At 43.2% G+C, this 18,471-nt stretch carries 17 protein-coding genes; 5 read left to right on the top strand and 12 right to left on the bottom strand.

Going from position 1 to position 18,471, the window contains the following annotated elements:
* Positions 1–34: 34 nt before the first annotated feature.
* The 3 genes from NST38_RS16410 to NST38_RS16400 form a co-directional block, all read right to left on the bottom strand.
* A complete protein-coding gene (locus tag NST38_RS16410) occupies positions 35–1,207 on the bottom strand; it encodes an MFS transporter (protein ID WP_339187016.1) in 1,173 nt (390 codons plus the stop codon).
* A 134-nt stretch (positions 1,208–1,341) separates the two neighbouring features.
* Positions 1,342–2,766 (bottom strand): glycoside hydrolase family 1 protein, encoded by a 1,425-nt coding sequence (locus tag NST38_RS16405; RefSeq protein ID WP_341344020.1) that lies wholly within the window; start codon positions 2,764–2,766, stop codon positions 1,342–1,344.
* A 424-nt stretch (positions 2,767–3,190) separates the two neighbouring features.
* A complete protein-coding gene (locus NST38_RS16400) occupies positions 3,191–4,696 on the bottom strand; it encodes an FAD-dependent oxidoreductase (protein WP_180361761.1) in 1,506 nt (501 codons plus the stop codon).
* A gap of 165 nt (positions 4,697–4,861) precedes the next feature.
* On the opposite strand from NST38_RS16400, the gene NST38_RS16395 reads away from it, so the two are divergent.
* Positions 4,862–5,431 carry a TetR/AcrR family transcriptional regulator gene (locus tag NST38_RS16395; protein WP_076317758.1) on the top strand — a complete coding sequence of 190 codons (570 nt, stop codon included), beginning with the start codon at positions 4,862–4,864 and terminating at the stop codon, positions 5,429–5,431.
* A 302-nt stretch (positions 5,432–5,733) separates the two neighbouring features.
* Here NST38_RS16395 and NST38_RS16390 read toward each other — a convergent pair whose 3' ends face one another.
* Positions 5,734–6,099: a nuclear transport factor 2 family protein gene (locus NST38_RS16390; RefSeq protein WP_256721204.1), complete on the bottom strand. Its 366-nt coding sequence runs from the start codon at positions 6,097–6,099 to the stop codon at positions 5,734–5,736.
* 338 nt (positions 6,100–6,437) lie between these two features.
* Here NST38_RS16390 and NST38_RS16385 point away from each other — a divergent pair, with 338 nt between their 5' ends.
* Genes NST38_RS16385 through NST38_RS16375 form a run of 3 tightly spaced genes read left to right on the top strand, consistent with a single transcriptional unit; the run spans position 6,438 to position 9,367 of the window.
* Positions 6,438–7,400, top strand: coding sequence for a phosphatidylinositol-specific phospholipase C/glycerophosphodiester phosphodiesterase family protein (locus tag NST38_RS16385; RefSeq protein WP_340386378.1), 963 nt, complete (start codon positions 6,438–6,440; stop codon positions 7,398–7,400).
* Positions 7,387–8,085, top strand: coding sequence for a response regulator transcription factor (locus NST38_RS16380; RefSeq protein ID WP_036613934.1), 699 nt, complete (start codon positions 7,387–7,389; stop codon positions 8,083–8,085). The genes NST38_RS16385 and NST38_RS16380 overlap by 14 nt, the downstream gene beginning before the upstream one ends.
* Entirely contained in the window at positions 8,060–9,367 is a 1,308-nt protein-coding gene (locus NST38_RS16375) for a sensor histidine kinase (protein ID WP_341344019.1), read from the top strand. The genes NST38_RS16380 and NST38_RS16375 overlap by 26 nt, the downstream gene beginning before the upstream one ends.
* A gap of 123 nt (positions 9,368–9,490) precedes the next feature.
* Here the strand turns inward: NST38_RS16375 and NST38_RS16370 are convergent, their stop codons facing one another.
* From NST38_RS16370 to NST38_RS16360, 3 genes are all read right to left on the bottom strand, one after another.
* Positions 9,491–10,192 (bottom strand): hypothetical protein, encoded by a 702-nt coding sequence (locus tag NST38_RS16370; RefSeq protein WP_101313849.1) that lies wholly within the window; start codon positions 10,190–10,192, stop codon positions 9,491–9,493.
* 104 nt (positions 10,193–10,296) lie between these two features.
* Positions 10,297–11,691 carry a sensor histidine kinase gene (locus tag NST38_RS16365; protein WP_101313848.1) on the bottom strand — a complete coding sequence of 465 codons (1,395 nt, stop codon included), beginning with the start codon at positions 11,689–11,691 and terminating at the stop codon, positions 10,297–10,299.
* A gap of 41 nt (positions 11,692–11,732) precedes the next feature.
* Positions 11,733–12,440: a response regulator transcription factor gene (locus tag NST38_RS16360; protein WP_076250590.1), complete on the bottom strand. Its 708-nt coding sequence runs from the start codon at positions 12,438–12,440 to the stop codon at positions 11,733–11,735.
* Between the two features lie 157 nt (positions 12,441–12,597).
* Here NST38_RS16360 and NST38_RS16355 point away from each other — a divergent pair, with 157 nt between their 5' ends.
* Entirely contained in the window at positions 12,598–12,855 is a 258-nt protein-coding gene (locus NST38_RS16355) for a GlsB/YeaQ/YmgE family stress response membrane protein (RefSeq protein WP_024630063.1), read from the top strand.
* 224 nt (positions 12,856–13,079) lie between these two features.
* On the opposite strand, the gene NST38_RS16350 is transcribed toward NST38_RS16355, so the two are convergent.
* The 5 genes from NST38_RS16350 to NST38_RS16330 form a co-directional block, all read right to left on the bottom strand.
* Positions 13,080–13,433, bottom strand: coding sequence for a hypothetical protein (locus NST38_RS16350; protein ID WP_036671514.1), 354 nt, complete (start codon positions 13,431–13,433; stop codon positions 13,080–13,082).
* Between the two features lie 51 nt (positions 13,434–13,484).
* Entirely contained in the window at positions 13,485–14,693 is a 1,209-nt protein-coding gene (locus NST38_RS16345) for a hypothetical protein (RefSeq protein WP_341344018.1), read from the bottom strand.
* Between the two features lie 55 nt (positions 14,694–14,748).
* Complete coding sequence (locus NST38_RS16340; RefSeq protein ID WP_341344017.1) at positions 14,749–16,416, bottom strand: hypothetical protein; 1,668 nt, start codon at positions 16,414–16,416, stop codon at positions 14,749–14,751.
* Positions 16,417–16,523: 107 nt separating this feature from the next.
* Entirely contained in the window at positions 16,524–18,017 is a 1,494-nt protein-coding gene (locus NST38_RS16335) for a beta strand repeat-containing protein (protein WP_101313846.1), read from the bottom strand.
* Between the two features lie 179 nt (positions 18,018–18,196).
* The gene (locus tag NST38_RS16330) at positions 18,197–18,436 is read right to left on the bottom strand and encodes a sensor histidine kinase (protein WP_257467845.1); all 240 of its coding nucleotides are present in this window, start codon (positions 18,434–18,436) and stop codon (positions 18,197–18,199) included.
* Positions 18,437–18,471 lie beyond the last annotated feature (35 nt).

The raw sequence follows: 18,471 nt of genomic DNA, 5'->3' as shown, positions 1-18,471 counted from the left end.
TTCAGTCTTAATGACTCTCTATGGGATGACTACGTTAGACGCTTTCCATTACTTTTTTTCCTCGTGTTGCTGCAATTTGCGTCATAATCATTAGGATGATGATCACAATCATTCCAATCATAGCAGGTGTGAAACTATTGGAAGCATCATGAATCCAACCCAGCAATATTGGACCCATCGCTCCAATAACATACCCGGCAGATTGCTGCATCGCTGACCAGGAAGTTGCATCGTTCACATTGGTTGTAGAATCAATCGGTAACATCAGGTTTAAAGTGAACAAGCCCCCTGCTCCAACTCCAAAGAGTACAACGGAAACCATCGGTATGAAATTCATCATCAATAAAATCAAACCAACAATCATGAACAGAGATTCACCAACCATCCATACTCTTCTTGAAGGAAAGTTCTTCAATAATACAGGAAGTACAAAACTAATTGGGATTTGGATGACAACAAATATGGTCAGACAAAGCGTTGCATAGGATTTGCTATACCCCATTTCCTGAATCATTAACGGGAGCCACGCTGTAAAAGAATAAAACAACATAGCCATTAATCCAAATGAAAGCGTAAGCGTCCATGCGCTTCTATTTCCCCAGGGAAGTTTAATTTGCGGACGTTCTTTTCGTTCACTCACATGAGCAGATTCAGATCGCGGCTTCACCATGATCCACCAAATGATCGCTGCTACAAAGGCAATTACTGCCCACCCTCCTACTGCTATCTGCCAAGAATTGAAGTATGCTTCTAAAGGAATGGATACCATTGAACTGACCGCAGCCCCTACAGTGATTGCAATACTATAGAGTGCAATCATAGATGGAACATGATCGGGAAAATATTTTTTAATAAAACCTGAAGTTAACGGGCCAATCGAAGCGATCCCGATACCTACGATTAATGCAGATAAAAGTAAAACGAACGTAGACTGTGTAAATAGCCGAGTGGCTATTCCGATTCCCACCACAATCAGGGAATATCCAATGATTCGTTCTATTCCCCATCTCCCACTTGCTTTGACGGCAAAAGGTGAAAATACGCCCATACATAGTACAGGTATAGAAGTTAGCAAACTGGCTAGTGCAGCGCTCATCCCCAGATCTTCCCGAATCGTATCTAGCAGCGGAGATATAGAATTAATAGCTGGGCGCAAATTCAATGTAGCAACAAATAATGCAATTATTAAAAACATTTTTTTTCTCATATTCTGCTCCCTAATCGTTCAAATATCAATATTAAATTAAGAAAGAGCCGCTGACTGGCGGCCCTTTCTTAATTTATTCTGTAGGCCTGTACGCTAATCTGTAATAAACGTATTTCCAACATCAGCAGCTGTCGCTATTCACGAAACAAGCTGATCCCGTTGCTCTGAATGACATCCTTATACCAGTGGAAGGATTTCTTACGATAGCGTTCCAATGTTCCTGAACCATCATCATGACGATCCACATAGATGAATCCGTACCGTTTTTTCATCTCTGCAGTTGTTGCACTAACCAAGTCAATACAACCCCATGATGCATATCCCATCAATTCAACACCATCTTGAATGGCTTCAGCAACTTGAAGCAAGTGCTCCTTCAAATATTTAATGCGATAATCATCAATAACGGTTTTATTACCATTTCCGTCCGTAATCAGTTCATCTACGGCTCCTAATCCATTTTCAACGATGAATAATGGCTTCTGATAACGATCATACATCGCATTCATGATGTACCTTAAGCCTTGAGGGTCGATCTGCCAGCCCCAATCACTCGCGGTCAAGAGCGGATTAGGAACACCACCAATCAGGTTTCCTTCTCCTTTAATTTGCTTGGCTGGATCAGCCGTTTCGCAACTACTTTGGTAGTAGCTAAAGGAAATAAAGTCAACGGTATTTTTCAGAATTTCTTCATCGCCAGGTTCAAAATGAATGGTAATTCCGTTATCTTTCAAATAACGTTTCATGTAGCCTGGGTAGTAACCACGCACATGGACATCCGTGAAACCTGTATTCTTATGATCAGCTTCCATCACTTTGATCATATCATTAGGGTCAGGAGTCAATGGGTAAATCGGCATAGCAATGACCATACAACCAATTTTGAAATCAGGGTTAATTTCATGCCCTATTTTAACCGCCAGAGCACTTGCAACAAACTCGTGGTGAACCGCTTGGTACAGATCCTGTTTGCTAAGTTGATCCGCATGCGTGTTAATCCCGCCGCCCACAAACGGGTGTTCCAGAATAGAATTAATCTCGTTAAATGTAAGCCAATACTTCACTTTGTCTTTATATCTGTCGAAAATGGCTCGCACATACCGTTCATAGAAACCGATCATTTTTCGATTCGCCCAGCCATCATATTCCCTAACGAGATGTAGAGGAGTCTCATAATGAGAGATCGTAACTAGAGGTTCAATTCCGTATTTCCGGCACTCGTCAAAAAGGTTGTCGTAAAATTGGAGGCCTTTTTCGTTTGGCTCAAGTTCATCCCCTTTGGGGAAGATTCTGGACCAGGCGATAGACGTGCGGAAAACTTTGAAACCCATTTCGGCAAGGAGTTTAATGTCCTCCTTGTATCGATGATAGAAGTCAATTGCGATTAACTTCATATTCTCCTCTGTTGGTTCTGTTGTTGGAGGTGTCTGAATGCCGTGCGGCATGATATCCGAAATGGATAGTCCTTTCCCGTCCTCTAGATATGCACCCTCAATTTGGTTCGCAGAGACGGAACCGCCCCACAAAAAACCATTAGGAAATTGAAATGTTTGACTCATTTGGTAAGCCCACCTTTCTTTTAAACCTTCAGCTGATCTGGATAAAAAACGAATCCCGCTTTATCGGTTTTTTTATCATGTATTTGTTTGCACAACTTATGCTACATAGATTAATTCATAAAATATATGTTATTTCGTATTTAGTTCAAGGTATCACAGATTCACATTTGTAACATAAAAGTAACGCAGTGTTTCAAAGGATTGCTGCATGCTAGCTCGAGGGTAACTTTACTTTTAATAAGCGGAATGGCTCCGGTCAAACAGGGTGCAGCCTCCTCACTTGCGAGCAGCGTCACCTCGTTATTCAATTGTACGTCCTCATTCAAACACGAAAGAAACCCAAGGTCTATGAATCACCTGGGTTTCTCGACTATTAGTTGTGGTGGTTGTAATCACCCCTACATACAGCTTTTAAGTTGTTTTATTAGCTCATCGCAGGCTGAAGAGTTTCCAGCAGTTTCTTAATCTCTTCATCATAGTCCAGTTGGAATAATGGAATTACCTCATCTAATTTTTGCTGGTACAATTCCGGATCCTGGACACGAAGCGCTGCTCTTAATTCCATTTCTTCTTCTGAACCATTGTCGTTCAAAATCATGTCCAGGACATCCGCTTTGAAATATTCACTTGGAGGAAGGATCAAAGCATTCATCAGGAATTGCATAAAAAAGAGATGGTTATCTTTTTCCTGATCCGCTTTTTTCATCGCTTTCTTCGTAAATAAGTTGATATATTTCTGAGCAAAATCTACTCCTTTCAGTTCATAAGGCCCACCATGTTCTACCCCTCTCCAACGCAGGTCAGCCACGGAACTAAGCCACCAAGCCGGATCGATGGCCTGCTGCATACGCAGCAATACGTTCCGTTCAAACTGCGGATCGGGATGCAAGCGCTGTGCTTCCAAACATTTCCCTATAGTCTCAGCTTCGATCGCAGCAACGGTGATGCCTTGTCCATGAATTGGATCAAAGCTGCAAAATGCATCACCAAGGACGAGTAAACCAGATGGCCAATCTTCCATGAGTTCAAAATGCTGACGAATAGACTCGGATATACGATATCCGCGCGGCCCTTGCACAGGCTCCAACCGTTCCATCAACTCCACAATTTTATCTGAAGCAAATAGATGCTTGAGTTGTTCTTGAAACTCCTCTGGCTGAGTTGAAGGATACTCCTCCCCTCCAGCATTGAAAAGAATGAGTCCAGCGATATCATCCTCAATGCGCGTAAATATGCCTGCACGAATACCTTGCTCAGGATCTGAATCAGACATCACGAATTCATTTGGAATAGAGGATTTTATTTTGTAATAACGAGTGCTGTAACCAAGAGATACCTTCAGCACCTCCGGCTCCGGCACATTCAACCCTAATTTATCAAGCCATCTGATCAATTTGGAGGAACGACCAGAGGCATCAATAACCATATTCGCTGGAAGTTGGTCTTCTCGCTTCTCTCCTTTTCTTTCTTTTGTGTAAATTCCTGTAATGGAGTGCTGATCTTCAGAGACCATTAGCCCGGTAACTTCCAAGCTGGTTAAGATGCTTACATGAGAAATGTCCTGGAGTCGTTTGCGCAGCACCCATTCCAGCAAAGCTCTGCTGCACGATGCAATTTTGAATGAAGAAGGATCCTCCTTGTTAACTAATGTACCGTATCGATTAGTAACTATAAGCTTCTCATCGTGTGAAGAGATCGCTCCCAATGCTATCAATTCGTCATTGTAACCTGGGAAATAATGTTCCATAATCAGCGCGCCGCGTGGTTGTACACGGTGTGGATGAAAAGATTGAGGTACACCCTGCCGGTTATTTGGCTCCGAAGGGAATTCATCCCTCTCAATCACACATACTTCCTCATAATAATCGGCTAACATTCTTGCAGTAATTAATCCAGCAATCCCTGCTCCGATCACCACAGCTTTTTTCATGTCAGACACCGAAGATTCATCCTTTCTAGAAATTAGATTTTAATCTACACTTGTAGATCAATCAAAATATTACTTATAATACCAATATATAATCAAAATTTCTTTTATAGTAAGAATCAATATAGCGATGGCATATAGTTAAACTACGATATGGAAGTGGTGTAGATGAAAATCAATGAAAAAAAGCTTGATTTAAGAGTTGCCAGGACTCATAAATTGTTAATTACGGCCTTTAGAGATCTGTTATCTGAGCAAGGCAAACTATTCAGCAATATCACGATTAATGAGATATGTGATAAAGCGATGGTTCACCGTACAACGTTTTACAAACATTTTGAGGATAAATTTGCGCTGTTATCCGCTACCCTCACGTGGGTTCTTCAGGATTATTTACAAATGAGTATAGAAGATCGGCTTCGGCAGCCCTTGCAAAGCCTATCTAGATTCATGTTGGAGAATTTACTGGAGCCGATTGTTCAAAACCAGAAGAATGACAAGGGATTTACTGACTTTTTCAAAAACTATATCGGAGATATATCCAGAAGAGATTTTCTGGAACTAAAAAGAAGAGGTAAACCATTTTCACCCCCCATAGAACTCTTAGCCGAATATCATTCAGGGGTCATTAGTTTACTTGTCACGTGGTGGATATATCATCTTGAAGAAGATGTTACGGCAGGACAGATGGATGAGTATTACTATCAAATGGTTAACGAGAAAATCATGTTAGACTAGCATGAAGCTCACTCTACGCGACGTACCTAGCCAAGTTATCCAGCCTGACCTATTTTCACCACCAGAATAAGAAGGTATCTTATTGTTGAGATAAAATAAAAACCGATGGGCATTTTACTTATGTAAAGTCCCATCGGTTTCTTTAGTTTTAGGATAGTTCGGTTGAAGGCCACAGATGCTGTGAATCTAAAATATAAGTCGATAAAATTATGTCTACTGATCAAAAAAATGGGTTACTATGTAGCAAACTAGCAATGGTTGCTTACCAGAGGCCTATGAAGTAACAACCACCTATATTCATCTTACGAGTTATATTCATTGTAAGCATCTTCAGTCGTCTGCACGTTCTTCAGATACACGATCTGCCCTGACTCGTTCACACGCATAATATCTATACCCGCCTTCGCATACACCGTGCCATCTACTGCTTGCCCGCATACTGCCCAGTTAGTTCGATAACTGCCGTCGGGCTGAAGAACCCATGCATCCCACATATGTTTAATGTCTTTATTGTATTCATAAAAAGTCTTAATAACCACCTCGAATCCTGTACGACTGCTACCGTTTGAAACAATTTCAGCATTCTGCGTGAACAGGGATAACAAGTCCTTCATAGCCCGATCGTCAGTGCGAGATGCATCAAACAAGCGATAATAATTATTTAACATCGTGATGTTTGCATCGGTGTTCAGAGAGTTGGTAGTATTGCCAGCGGTAAGGCCATAAATTTATCCTTTTCAAATTGAAAATTCAGATCTGTTAATACTTGTTGATTACCAAAAAAACTCTTCTTAAACTCTGAAGTACCAATTTCATTTCATTCGGGGTCATACGGTGGGCGTGACTAGGCGGAAAGTTGTGACTGTGAATGTCTTCTCTTCAGTGAAGAAATCTCGTTTGGTAGTGAAATGTAAAAACTTCATAAATTCCTTCGTTTTTATACGACTCCTTCTTCATTTGCGTCCTGTAGTATGTCTTACATCGGGATAACGAAGGAGCACAACGAATGAAGAAAACGATGATGTTAACCTTACTCATAGTCATTACGGCAGGAATGATCTGGTTCAACTGGGGGCTTGTTAGGACAGGTCAGAATCAGCCGGACTCTACATTTGGCACCAGCGGCTGGCAGGAGAATAGGCTTATTGCACATGCATTTGGTGGAGTTAACGGGGCTAGCTACACCAATTCTTATGAGGCGTTTATAACCAATTACAATAGAGGGTACCGTTTGTTCGAGGTTGATCTGGTGCAGACGACGGACGGGAAACTTGTAGCCAGACATGATTGGTCGCAGAAGCTACAGCCGGATTTGGCCGCTCATCGCGGACGAAACGTAACAACGCTTCAGTTTGAAAACTCGCTTATTATGGGAAGATTCCACCCTCTTACACTGCCGGACATACTGCAGCTGATGCAGCAATATCCTGATTTTGACTTAATTGTGGATACGAAAGCAGGCAGCAAAGAGCAAATTCAGCAGCAGTTTGCGCATCTAGTCAATGAGGTTCAACGTACGGATCCTGCACTGCTCAACCGGATTATACCTGAAATTTTCAGCCCGGAAATGTATGACACGGTTATGGGAATCCACCCCTTTCCAAACAAAATATATTCACTTTACAAAACTGGCGCCTCCGCCGAAAGTATTGTAGAATTCGTAAGGGACAAACAACTGACAGCGGTTGCCATGCCTGTATACCGTGTGTATCTAAACCCCAATTTAGTTCCAACACTACATAAGTTTGGGGTAAAAAGCTATGTTCACACCGTCAACAGCAGACCGGTTATGCAGATTCTGTCCAGGTTCGGGGTGCATGGATTTTACACGGATCAGGAAGAATCACCAGCGGAGCTGATGCTTGCAGACGCTCCCCCCGGCCATGTTGAATTTTCGGGATACATGAGTTCCGGATTAGTAAATATAAGAAATATCGTGATGAAGGTGAGAATTAATGGCTATAAATAACATTCTTGTTGTAGACGATGAACCGGAAATTCGAGAAGCGCTTGTTATTTATTTGAAAAGCGAAGATGTGGATGTATTAACTGCCTCTAACGGATTGGAGGCGCTGGAAATTCTTGAACAAGAAACCATTCATCTTATTATCATGGACAACATGATGCCACAGCTCGATGGAATTAAAACGACATTTAAAATTCGTGAAAACAAAAATATACCGATCATTATGCTTTCCGCCAAGTCAGAAGATAGCGACAAGATTTTGGGACTCAACGTTGGGGCTGATGACTATATTACGAAGCCGTTCAATCCTCTAGAGCTGATCGCTAGAGTCAGATCTCAGCTGCGCCGGTTTACGAATTTAGGTTCCTTCCAGTCAAACGGGGATGAGCTCATTCAAGTAAGAGGACTCGTGCTGAACAAAAGCTCGAAGACTGTTGAGATAGATGGAGAGGACGTCAGATTGACCCCGAAAGAATACAAAATTTTGGAGCTGCTGATGGAGAACAAGGGTAGGGTTTTCTCAATCGAAGAGATTTATGAGCGCGTGTGGAATGAACTGATCTTCACTTCAGAGAATACGGTTGCCGTACATGTGAGAAACATTCGTGAAAAAATTGAAATCAATCCCAAAGACCCAAAATATTTAAAGGTGGTATGGGGAATTGGATACAAAATCGAGAAAAAATAAAGCCGATCGGAAGGTTCCAATCGACCTTATTGTCATCATTGTCGCCGCGATTCTATGGAGCCTCGTACTCATAAACAGGTATTCATACACGGGGTTGAGTCTGAGCTATTCAACTTCAAGTTATATCCAGACACTGCTTGCCTTAATTATTCTTTGCCTGCTGGCAAGCAGACTGTTTCTTTATTTTAAGGCACCCCATAGTAGGCGTTCCTTCTGGCATGGCAGTCTGCTGATGGATTACTTTCATATTTGGAGAACCGGTCTTAGAGCCAGTTTACAAAACGGGAGACTAACGTTTGGCCTCATCATGATGCTTTTGCTAACCGCGATAGCCGGCATTTGTATTTGGCAGGCAGTCACATATTACGGACAGGGGTGGCTTCTACTTTATTTGTTGCTCTACGTGTTGTTCTTGGTTCCATATATACTTTCCAAGCTTAGAAGATTCATCGCCATTATCAACGGGAGCAAAGAGATTGCCGAAGGAAATATTCAAAACACAATTCAGGATACCGGCAAGGATGATCTATCCAAGCTTGCTGGTTATATTAACAATATGAAAGCCGGGTATCAAAGCGCGCTGGAGAATCAAATGAAGAGCGAACGGTTAAAAACAGAGCTGATTACCAACGTATCACATGATTTGAAGACCCCACTTACTTCTATTATCAACTATGTTGATTTATTAAAAAAAGAAAATCTGTCTACAGAGACCACCCGATCCTATATTGAAACCCTGGACCGGAAGGCGCTACGGATGAAGCTGTTGATTGAAGACCTGTTCGAAATCTCAAAGATGGCCAGTGGTACAGTAGAGCTGGATATTGAGTACGTCGATGTCGCGACATTGTTGACACAGGCAATTGCCGAGTCCAACACCAGTATGGGACAAGCGTCGCCTGTGATTCGGGAGAGGATTGCGAAATTCCCGATCCATGCACATTTGGACGGCAATAAAATTTGGCGTGTATTCGAAAATTTAATTGGCAACGCGCAGAAATATTCGCTTCCGGGAACCAGAATCTATATTTATTTGGATGAGTCTGATGATCTGGTGCTATTCAAAATTCAAAATACTGCTGCTTATGAGATTGATTTTGCTGCGGAAGAGTTGTTCGAACGTTTCAAAAGAGCAGATGAATCCCGCCAGACAGAAGGCTCCGGCCTAGGGCTGTCCATTGTGAAAAGTATCGTTGAGCTGCACGGCGGGGAGATCAAAATCGAAATTCATGGTGATCAATTCAACGTTATTCTGCATTTGCCCAAGCAGCGCTTAATTTAAAAGTCCTAAAACTACGTTAACCCTCAATGCTCCTTTTCAGGAGTATGAGGGTTAACTTTTCATTTTTATTCAGGTATAAAAGGTGAATCGTATGAATGGCTTACCAACATCGATTCCTAAATATTAGTCCAGAAGGCTGTAGATCTGAATGCTCTCCACCTTGGCATCCTTGATATGGAACGACATCACATCCACATAATTGGATGGCTCGTAACGGAAGTCATCCTCCTCATTAGGGGCTCCATCACCAAGCAGTTTCCCCTCAGGGTAGGCGTTTTTGAGTGTATCCAGGCTATCTCCTGCTTTAATGTTTCGCACTGTCGCGTACTTGGGATCTGTGATTTCGATATGAAAGATGGAGTCTTGTTTTCCCTCTGGTATACTGATTGTTTTAATCTCCAGACCAGGATACGTATAGACCTTTTCTGTAAAACCGATTAACGTATCCATGTTTGTTCCATCGTCGGCACTGTACGTATGAGATTTCAGGTTATCCGGTTTGCCCAGCATCTGTTCCATCTGATCTTCATTCGCTGTATCCGAAATCGCAATGGTGTGCTCATTATAGACAAAAGCAAGCTCCTTCAGCACCACATTGCCTTCCTTCTCCATCGAACCTTCCTTAATAGCTTCAGTCCCCTTTTCTTCAGAACTTTCGGAAGCAGGAGCATTAGCATTTGTTGCTCCTTCGCCTTTGCTTTGTTCATTCGCTGTGTTCTGTCCGGTTGCTGGGGGCGTAGCATCATTGGACTGACAGCCCGCTAATGCCACCGTTAGTAGAGCACCTAGTACGATAACACCTGTTGCTTTGTTTATCAATTTCATCATGATCCCTCCATAAATGTGTGATTTGTTCTTATGAAGTGATTATAAATAAAACATTTGTTAGTCTCATAACAGAAATGTACCAATCTTGTAACGTTAATTATTTACGATTGTGTTTCCGCACGGGGCAACACAATCGTAACGGTTGTTCCTTCCCCGATTTGACTTTCCATGTCAATATAACCATTAAACCGCTCGACAATCTCCTTGCAAATAGAAAGCCCAAGACCTGAACCGTTCGCTGTGCTAGCATTTTTCGCCCGGTAAAAACGTTCCTGTACTCTCTCCAGCTCATCGCCCGCGATACCAATACCTTGATCACGTATCCGTATAACCACCTCACTTGGCGTATGCTCCATCTCTACTTTAATCTGTGAGTGACTTCCTGAGTATTTGATGGCATTGTCCACAAGATTGGCGATGGCATGGGACATCAACATGGGATTGACATCGGAGTAGACTTTTGTCAGACCTCCATCTGTTGATCCTCCCTCCACTTTACTAACCATAATCTCAATTCCTTTATCTTTGGCCTTGGCACCCATACTCGTTGCGACTTGCTGAATCAGTTCGTTTATTTCCGTTTTCTCGACTTCCAGTTCGTTAGAACCAGCCTTGTCGAATCGGGATAACAACAACAGTTCATTAATCAAGCGCGTCAGCCGATCTGATTCCTGCAACAGATGAGCATAGATTTTTTGTAACTCCTTGTCCTCGTTCTCCCCTTCAACCAAGTATTGAGAGAAACCACGAATGGCTGCCAAGGGTGTTTTTAACTCGTGAGATACGTTGGAGACGAATTGCCTCTGGTACTGAATGTAATCATGAAGCTGCCGCCCCATGGAATCCAGTCCATCTGCCAGCATGCCCAGCTCATCCTTACGGTTTAGATGAACTCTCCGAAACTCCTGCCTAGAGAAACTTTGCGCAGCGTCAAGCAACAGTTTAATCGGCTTGGTTGTGTTGCGGGCAATCCACAGACTGGATAACGTAATCAGTACAATAAATCCGCCTGCACCCGCAAACAGGATATAACGGATTTGATCCATAATCGCATAAAAGTAGGAAATGTCCTCCACGAACTCATACACATAAGCGTTCTCGTAGAATTGATCCTGAATGGGCGTCGCGAAATAAAGCAGATGATCTTCCGTTACGGTGTAGGCATAACTGCCGCTCAGGGCTTTCTCAATATTCTTTTCGAAAATAAGAGGTTTGCCATCATTAATGATGATGCCATCCACAGCCAAGCCCAGCAACTGCTTGGAGCTGTCATAGATACGTACTTCCTTGCCTGAAGCTTTCAGCTTCTCCAGAGCGAGTCTGACAATTTCCTTGGTCTGGGGCTCTCCTGAAGATGACCTATGCTGAGATAACACCTCACGGAAGGACAACTCGGACAGATCCGCCTTCTCCATCATCTGTTTCTCAATGGTAATGAAGCTGTAGTAATCGATGGCTTTATTCACCGCAAAAATGATGATGCCAAAGGACAGCACGGAGAAAAATAAATAATTCAGCAGTAACCGGGTTGCATACTTCAGGCCTCGCCACCTCCAAGTTGATAGCCAAATCCATAGATCGTCCTGACATACTTCGGTTCGTCCGCGTTATCCTCCAGCTTCTTCCGTAATCGCATGATGGTCATATCCACACTGCGACTGTCTCCCATAAAATCATATCCCCATCCGATCTGCAGCAGCTCATCCCGGGTAAAGATTTTGTCTGGCCTTTTGAGTAACGTTTCCAGAATTTTAAACTCTTTGGCCGTTAAAGACACGGGTACACCGTTTTTTAGCACCCTGCGGCTTTCCAGATCAAATGTCAGCTCTTCATGAATGATGCGTGTAGATTTCACTTCTGTTCCTTCACTTGATTCCTCCTTGCTCTCGTTTCTTCTCAGAATGACCTTGATCCGAGCGAGCAATTCACGATTGTCAAAAGGTTTGGTCATGTAATCTTCCGCCCCTAGCTCTAGTCCCAACACCTTGTCGATTACCTCATTTTTGGCAGAGAGCATGATCACAGGAACGGCACGTTTCCCGGTGATTTCCTTGCACAGGTCATATCCAGAGCAGTCAGGCAGCATTAAATCAAGCACCACCAGATCCGGCTGAAAAGTATCCAGCAGCTGCAAGGCTATTTTACCGTTCTCAGCCGTTTGAACGACGTAGTTTTCTCTTCTCAGTACAAGCTCAATTAAATCTCGAATTGCAATTTCATCATCAATGACTAGGATTTTCTTCAACTGTACACCCCTATCTAGCCTTGTTTTCACCAGCTTTAATCAATTATTAACCCATCTTAGCACAGGCGCTTTAGATTCCTCCACCAACAGGAAGATAAGGTATATTCCAACGAACCCAACATAACTTGTAATAAACCCGAAGAAAGGAGAACAATCCATGGATCTGCTCTGGGTACTCATTGTTGGTGGACTTATTGGCTGGTTAAGCGGCAACTTAATTGGGCGGGACGTACCGGGCGGTGTACTTGGGAACATTATCGCGGGTTTTATCGGTTCCTGGTTAGGAACGGAATTGCTGGGACCAAGGGGGCCGGTGATTGGCGGATTTCATATTATTCCCGCCATTGTTGGCTCGATTATTGCCCTGCTCATCTTTTTCGCTCTGGCACGCGGCGGAGCCTTCCGAAGACGTTAACATAGAGAGGCGAAAACCGATCCCGTCATTCATTAGTGCAGGATAAACATAGAAGGACCGAAAGCATTCATCGATGGAAGATGAACACTTACGGTCCTTTTTTTATTTTTGTACTGATTTCATCCATTGAGCCAAAAGACAGATCCACCATCCTCTTCATTTCTTCTCTAAAGTGCTTTGACGAGTTTGTTTTATCTAACTCAGCCCGCCGTTTATCTTGCTTCTTATGCTTCGTCAAGTTGTTCAGAAGCTACTAAGCGATGCGCCGAGACAAGCTGTCCGGCAGCATCCTTACCCCAAACTGAAATTTGAACTTGTTGTTCTGCTAAACCGCTTGTTGTAAAGACGAATTCAAAAGAATTAAAGTCTGCATAATAATTTTTGGTTAGGACTTGATTAGGATTGATAGAAATTAACTCAAGTACATATAGTGTTCTTGTTCCATTCAAATAATAACCCTGAATCAAGATATTTGAGCCATCGACTAAGTTGCGATTATCTATTTTGATCGTCAACTGTTGTGTCGGCCTTACACTATTAACAGGATTATTTTCTATCGGACCGGTGGATAAAATCATTCTCTCTTACCCCTTTCCAACATTTAATGTATTTCACTATGACCTGAGGTTTTACCAGCTCTCAGCAACACTAAATACCACATCAACTATATTTGAGCCTGCCCCACCAATATTTGATACAGCTAATGTTACGACCTGATTTTCAGGAAGCGTGAAATCGAATAGTTCTGAAGAAGCTAATATCCTGTTTCCTCCTGTTCCGCCTCCTGTAATTCCTTGAAAAACGACTTCCCCCCCAGTAATCGTCGTAGAAGAGTTGTTTACCAACAGAGCTGTTTCGCTATCGGGAATGATCGTTGTAGCTGTTGGATAATTAATAAATGCTCCGTCGAGAGTTCCACCCACAAGTACTTGATAACTAAGATCTACGGATGAGATAATGTTTATTTCTTCTAGATCCACTTGAACAGAGTTCGTTCTAGCTGATCCCGAAGGGAAGATTGCTTTTCTTGTAAATGATAGGACGGGTGTTAGTGTTGATGTGAGATTGGTAACCCTCCTCCTTTCCGAAGTGACTCTAAAGGTAGGATCATATTTTCTGATAATACTATATTGTCTTCCTCCTACAAAAAGGGTATAAGCTTCTGCAGTTCCGTTATTATCGATTTGTGCTCTTAATGGAAGATTGGGGTCAATAAAACTCGTTTGACCTGTTGGAGAGAATCGATGGACGGTAGTTACCTCTTGCGCTAAAGTCGACGGATTAGGGATGACCACTCTAAATTCGATTACTCCATATCCATACCAAGTAAATACGATTTGAAATATATTCCCTTTAGATAAACTAAGCGTCGCTCCACTCGGACCTGTTCCATCTAATCGGTCTACATTCCATAAACTTTGAGGAAATGTTGTATCGGAGCCTCCTCGCCGTATGACCACGAATACATTTGTGCTATTTACTCCAAAAAAAGCCCCGTTCTGATCGTCAAAGAATCCCCATCTTCCAATCTGATTGCCTATCGGCAGTATAGGTATTCGAACGCCGATTCCGGCCTCTCCTGCGAATCCTGGCTCGTATCTACCTCGTAATACACTTTCTAGAATGGCCGAATCTGTTCCGTTAGTGGTATTGCTTAGATTAAATTCCGTTGCATCATTGGTAACCGTACCATCCCCAGTGGTTGTAACGGAATCTCTTAGAATGGATAGACCATATGCAGATGTTAACTCCACGATTGGGGTTTTTTCCGATACAATCAGCTCATCGAATTGCGAACTTATATTCGGACCAATATTCGAGATAATAATATCTGACAAGATAGTTCCTCCTTCGCAGAAAGGGAAAAGTGAATCCCTCCTTTTCTATTACTTTTTACCATTCTTCAGTAAGACTAAAGGTGGCAGTAACAGGATTAGTACCCCCGCTTAAATTTCCTACGGCTAAAGTCACAATTTCAGAGTCAGGTAATTGGAAATCCAATAATGAAGAAGAAGCTGATATTCTGACACTTCCCGCAACTCCGGCTACTAAGCCTTGTAATAGGACTTGACCATCCGCTATTGTCGTTAGTGTGTTGTTGATTAGAAGAGCTGTTTCCGAAGTTGGAATATTAGTCGTTGCTGTTGGAAAGTTTACGAAGCCTCCATTAATCGTTCCGCCTAATATGATCTGATAGTAAATATCATCTGTAGTTATAAGATCAATACTTTCTAATTTGATACTCACTGAATTTGCCCTACCTGAACCTGGCGGGAAGGATGTCTTTCTCTGGAAAGACAAAATTGGTGTGAGTGACCCTGTTGCAGTTACAGTTCTCCTTTCGGAAGTAACCCTGAAAACGGGATTATATTTACCCAATATACTGTATTGTCTTCCTCCAACGAATAAATTGAGTTCTGATTCTGTGCCATTATTAAAGATCTCCGCACGTAGAGGAAGATTAGGATCGGCCAGACTGGTTTGCCCATTGGGGGAAAAGCGATGAACGATAATTACTTCTTGTGCTAAAGTTGTAGGATCAGGGATGACAACTCTAAATTCGATTACTCCATACCCATACCATGTAAATACGATTTGAAATATATTCCCTTTAGATAAACTAAGCGTCGCGCCACTCGGACCTGTTCCATCTAATTTATCCACATTCCAAGATGTTTGAGGAATAATAGTATCAACACTTGCTCTTCTGATCGCTACAAATATTCCATTCGCTACGCTCTGTCCAAAGAATAAGCCGTTCTGATCGTCAAAAGCGCCCCATCTGACCACTTGGGTCCCTGTCGGTGGAGCTGGTAAACGAGTACCAATTCCTATTTCTCCCGCTAAGCCTGATTCATACCTTCCTCTCTCCGAGCTTTGAAGGATAGCAATGTCAGATCCGGATATAGTTGTAGTTAATTGAAATTCCGTATTATTACTTCCGACTGTAGCATCGCCCAATGTTAAAACAATGTCTCTTAGGTTGGATAAGCCATATACAGAAGTCAACTCAATAATTGGCGTTTTTTCATTGGTTCTTAATTCGTTAAATTGAGAGCTAACATTGGGTTCTACTCCCACGATGGTCGCATTAGGCTCAATCGTACCTTGGGCTCCTGTTGCTCCTGTAACTCCTGTAGCCCCAGTGGGTCCTATGGCTCCTGTAGATCCCGTAGCTCCCGTTGTTCCTGGTGGTCCTGTTACTTCATTTGCACCTAGCAATTCTGAAGATACAATGCGATGGGGAATTACAAGTTGCCCTTCTACATTTTTTCCCCAAACCGAGATTCCCGTCTGATCTTCTGCTAAACCGCTCGTTGTAAAGACAAATTCAAAAGCATTAAAGTTCCCATCATAATTCTTCGTTATTACTTCATTTGGATTCACATTAATGAGTTCGTTTACGTATAAGTTTCGAGCTCCGTCTAGATAGTATCCTTGAATCAAAACATCGGCACTATTGATTAAATCTCGATTATCCATTTTAATTGTCAGTTGCTGCGTTGGCCTTACACCACTGACCGGATTATTCTCAATCGGTCCGGTTGATAAAATAGCCATAAAATTTTATTCTCCTTTTTTCCAAATGATTAGAGGCAGAAATATTCATCCACCTCCACTCCTTTGGTTTTAAACTAACAAAATTTATGCTCTCATTTTCCACCCAGTTACTGAACCTGAATAATTGAAACAGAACCATCTGTAGATGTAGCTGTTGCTGACCCATTATAAAGAAAATCGATTGTAAGCGCAGTTGAAGTAGCATCAGCTAAAAACGTACCCGATACACTTACATTCGCATCTAAAGTTCCTGTAACTGCTCTCCCTGAAAACCGACTTTGAAATACGAGATTAATTCTTGGTGTAACCGTAACGTTCCCAATTACAGAACTCGTTCCTCTAAACGTATACGAAACCAAATAAATGTGCCCTGATGCCAGTACAAAGGTAGTACTTGTTGGGTGTAATATGTTAGTGCCATTAATAAATACAGTCGTATACGAAATAGCTGTCGCATTTGCAACAGAAGGTACGCTAACATTAAATAATCCATTTTGTATTGTGGCATTTGCCCCGGTTGCACCTGTGCTCCCTGTGGCCCCAGTTGAGCCCGTTGCACCTGTTGCCCCACTTGTGCCTGTTTGCCCAGTCGTACCTGAGATCCCCGTGGCCCCAGATACGCCCGTTGCCCCTGTTTCCCCGGTTGCGCCCGTGATGCCCGTGGCTCCCGTTACGCCGGTTGCACCAGTTTCCCCAGTAGCACCTGTGATCCCGGTTACGCCCGTGATGCCTGTGGCTCCGGTTACGCCCGTTGCCCCTGTTTCCCCGGTTGCGCCCGTGATGCCCGTGGCTCCGGTTACGCCCGTTGCCCCTGTTTCCCCGGTTACGCCAGTGATGCCCGTGGCTCCCGTTACGCCGGTTGCCCCCGTTGCCCCTGTCTCGCCGGTTGCGCCTGAGATACCTGTGGCTCCCGTTACCCCCGTTGCACCAGTCTCCCCGGTTGCACCCGTGATGCCTGTGGCTCCGGTTGCCCCCGTTGCACCAGTCTCGCCGGTTACGCCCGTGATGCCTGAGGCTCCGGTTACGCCCGTGGCTCCTGTCTCGCCGGTTGCGCCTGAGATGCCTGAGGCTCCGGTTACGCCCGTTGCTCCAGTTGCACCTCCATCGGGGCCTGTATTCCCTGTAGCTCCAGTTAATCCAGTTACGCCCGTTGCCCCAGTCGCACCGGTTGAACCTGTGTTCCCCGTAGCTCCAGTTACGCCCGTGGCCCCAGTTGCGCCGGTTGAGCCTGTGATTCCCGTGGCTCCATTGTCTTCTAACAATTCTGAAGATACAATACGGTGAGGCGTTACGAGCTGTCCCATGGAGTTTTTTCCCCAAACTGAAATTTCTACTTGTTGTTCTGCTAAACCACTCGTTGTAAAGACAAATTCAAATACGTCTAGGTTTGCAAAATAATCTTTTTTTATGGCTTGATTTGGATTTACGCTAATTAATTCGAGTATATATTCCGTTCTGGTTCCGTTTAGGTAATAACCCTGAATCAAAACAATTGCATTCGTAACCAAATTTCTATTATCAATATTAATGGTCAGCTGTTGTGTTGGTCTTACACCACTGACCGGATTATTCTCAATCGGTCCAGTTGATAAAATGGCCATTTATTTCACCCCGCTTTCTTTACGTTTTAGGAACAGGAGAGAATTGCATTCCTTATATCCTAATCCTTCTCTCACTCCTATAGACCGACAATTTCAACGGTTTGGTCATCCACTTCTCTGTGCCACGAAAGCACTTGTGCCTTTTCTTCACAACAAAAAAAGCCGCTAAAATAGCGACTTTAAAGGGTATTCGTTCTTTTACATCGACCTGAACCGTTCGATGTGCTTGCATTTTTCGCCCGGTAAAAACGTTCCTGCACTCTCTCCAGCTCATCGCCCTCGATGCCGATACCTTGATCACGTATCCGTATAACTATCTCGCTTGTCGTATGTTCCAACTTCAATTCGATTAGCGATGGACTGCCTGAATATTTGATGGCATTGTCCACAAGGTTGGCGATCGCATGGGACATCAGCATTGGATTCACGTTGGCGTGGACTTTCGTCAGAAGCT

It is taken from the genome of Paenibacillus sp. FSL H8-0104, from assembly GCF_038050215.1.
Lineage (GTDB): Bacteria > Bacillota > Bacilli > Paenibacillales > Paenibacillaceae > Paenibacillus > Paenibacillus amylolyticus.
This window is presented reverse-complemented; position numbering and strand designations above follow the sequence as displayed.

Bases quoted from the DNA above. Each gene is read 5' to 3' on its own strand.
- NST38_RS16410 (WP_339187016.1), bottom strand. From the start codon at position 1,207: ATGAGAAAAAAAATGTTTTTAATAATTGCATTATTTGTTGCTACATTG.
- NST38_RS16405 (WP_341344020.1), bottom strand. From the start codon at position 2,766: ATGAGTCAAACATTTCAATTTCCTAATGGTTTTTTGTGGGGCGGTTCC.
- NST38_RS16400 (WP_180361761.1), bottom strand. From the start codon at position 4,696: ATGAAAAAAGCTGTGGTGATCGGAGCAGGGATTGCTGGATTAATTACT.
- NST38_RS16395 (WP_076317758.1), top strand. From the start codon at position 4,862: ATGAAAATCAATGAAAAAAAGCTTGATTTAAGAGTTGCCAGGACTCAT.
- NST38_RS16390 (WP_256721204.1), bottom strand. From the start codon at position 6,099: ATGTTAAATAATTATTATCGCTTGTTTGATGCATCTCGCACTGACGAT.
- NST38_RS16385 (WP_340386378.1), top strand. From the start codon at position 6,438: ATGAAGAAAACGATGATGTTAACCTTACTCATAGTCATTACGGCAGGA.
- NST38_RS16380 (WP_036613934.1), top strand. From the start codon at position 7,387: ATGGCTATAAATAACATTCTTGTTGTAGACGATGAACCGGAAATTCGA.
- NST38_RS16370 (WP_101313849.1), bottom strand. From the start codon at position 10,192: ATGAAATTGATAAACAAAGCAACAGGTGTTATCGTACTAGGTGCTCTA.
- NST38_RS16355 (WP_024630063.1), top strand. From the start codon at position 12,598: ATGGATCTGCTCTGGGTACTCATTGTTGGTGGACTTATTGGCTGGTTA.
- NST38_RS16350 (WP_036671514.1), bottom strand. From the start codon at position 13,433: ATGATTTTATCCACCGGTCCGATAGAAAATAATCCTGTTAATAGTGTA.
- NST38_RS16340 (WP_341344017.1), bottom strand. From the start codon at position 16,416: ATGGCTATTTTATCAACCGGACCGATTGAGAATAATCCGGTCAGTGGT.
- NST38_RS16335 (WP_101313846.1), bottom strand. From the start codon at position 18,017: ATGGCCATTTTATCAACTGGACCGATTGAGAATAATCCGGTCAGTGGT.
- NST38_RS16330 (WP_257467845.1), bottom strand. From the start codon at position 18,436: ATGCTGATGTCCCATGCGATCGCCAACCTTGTGGACAATGCCATCAAA.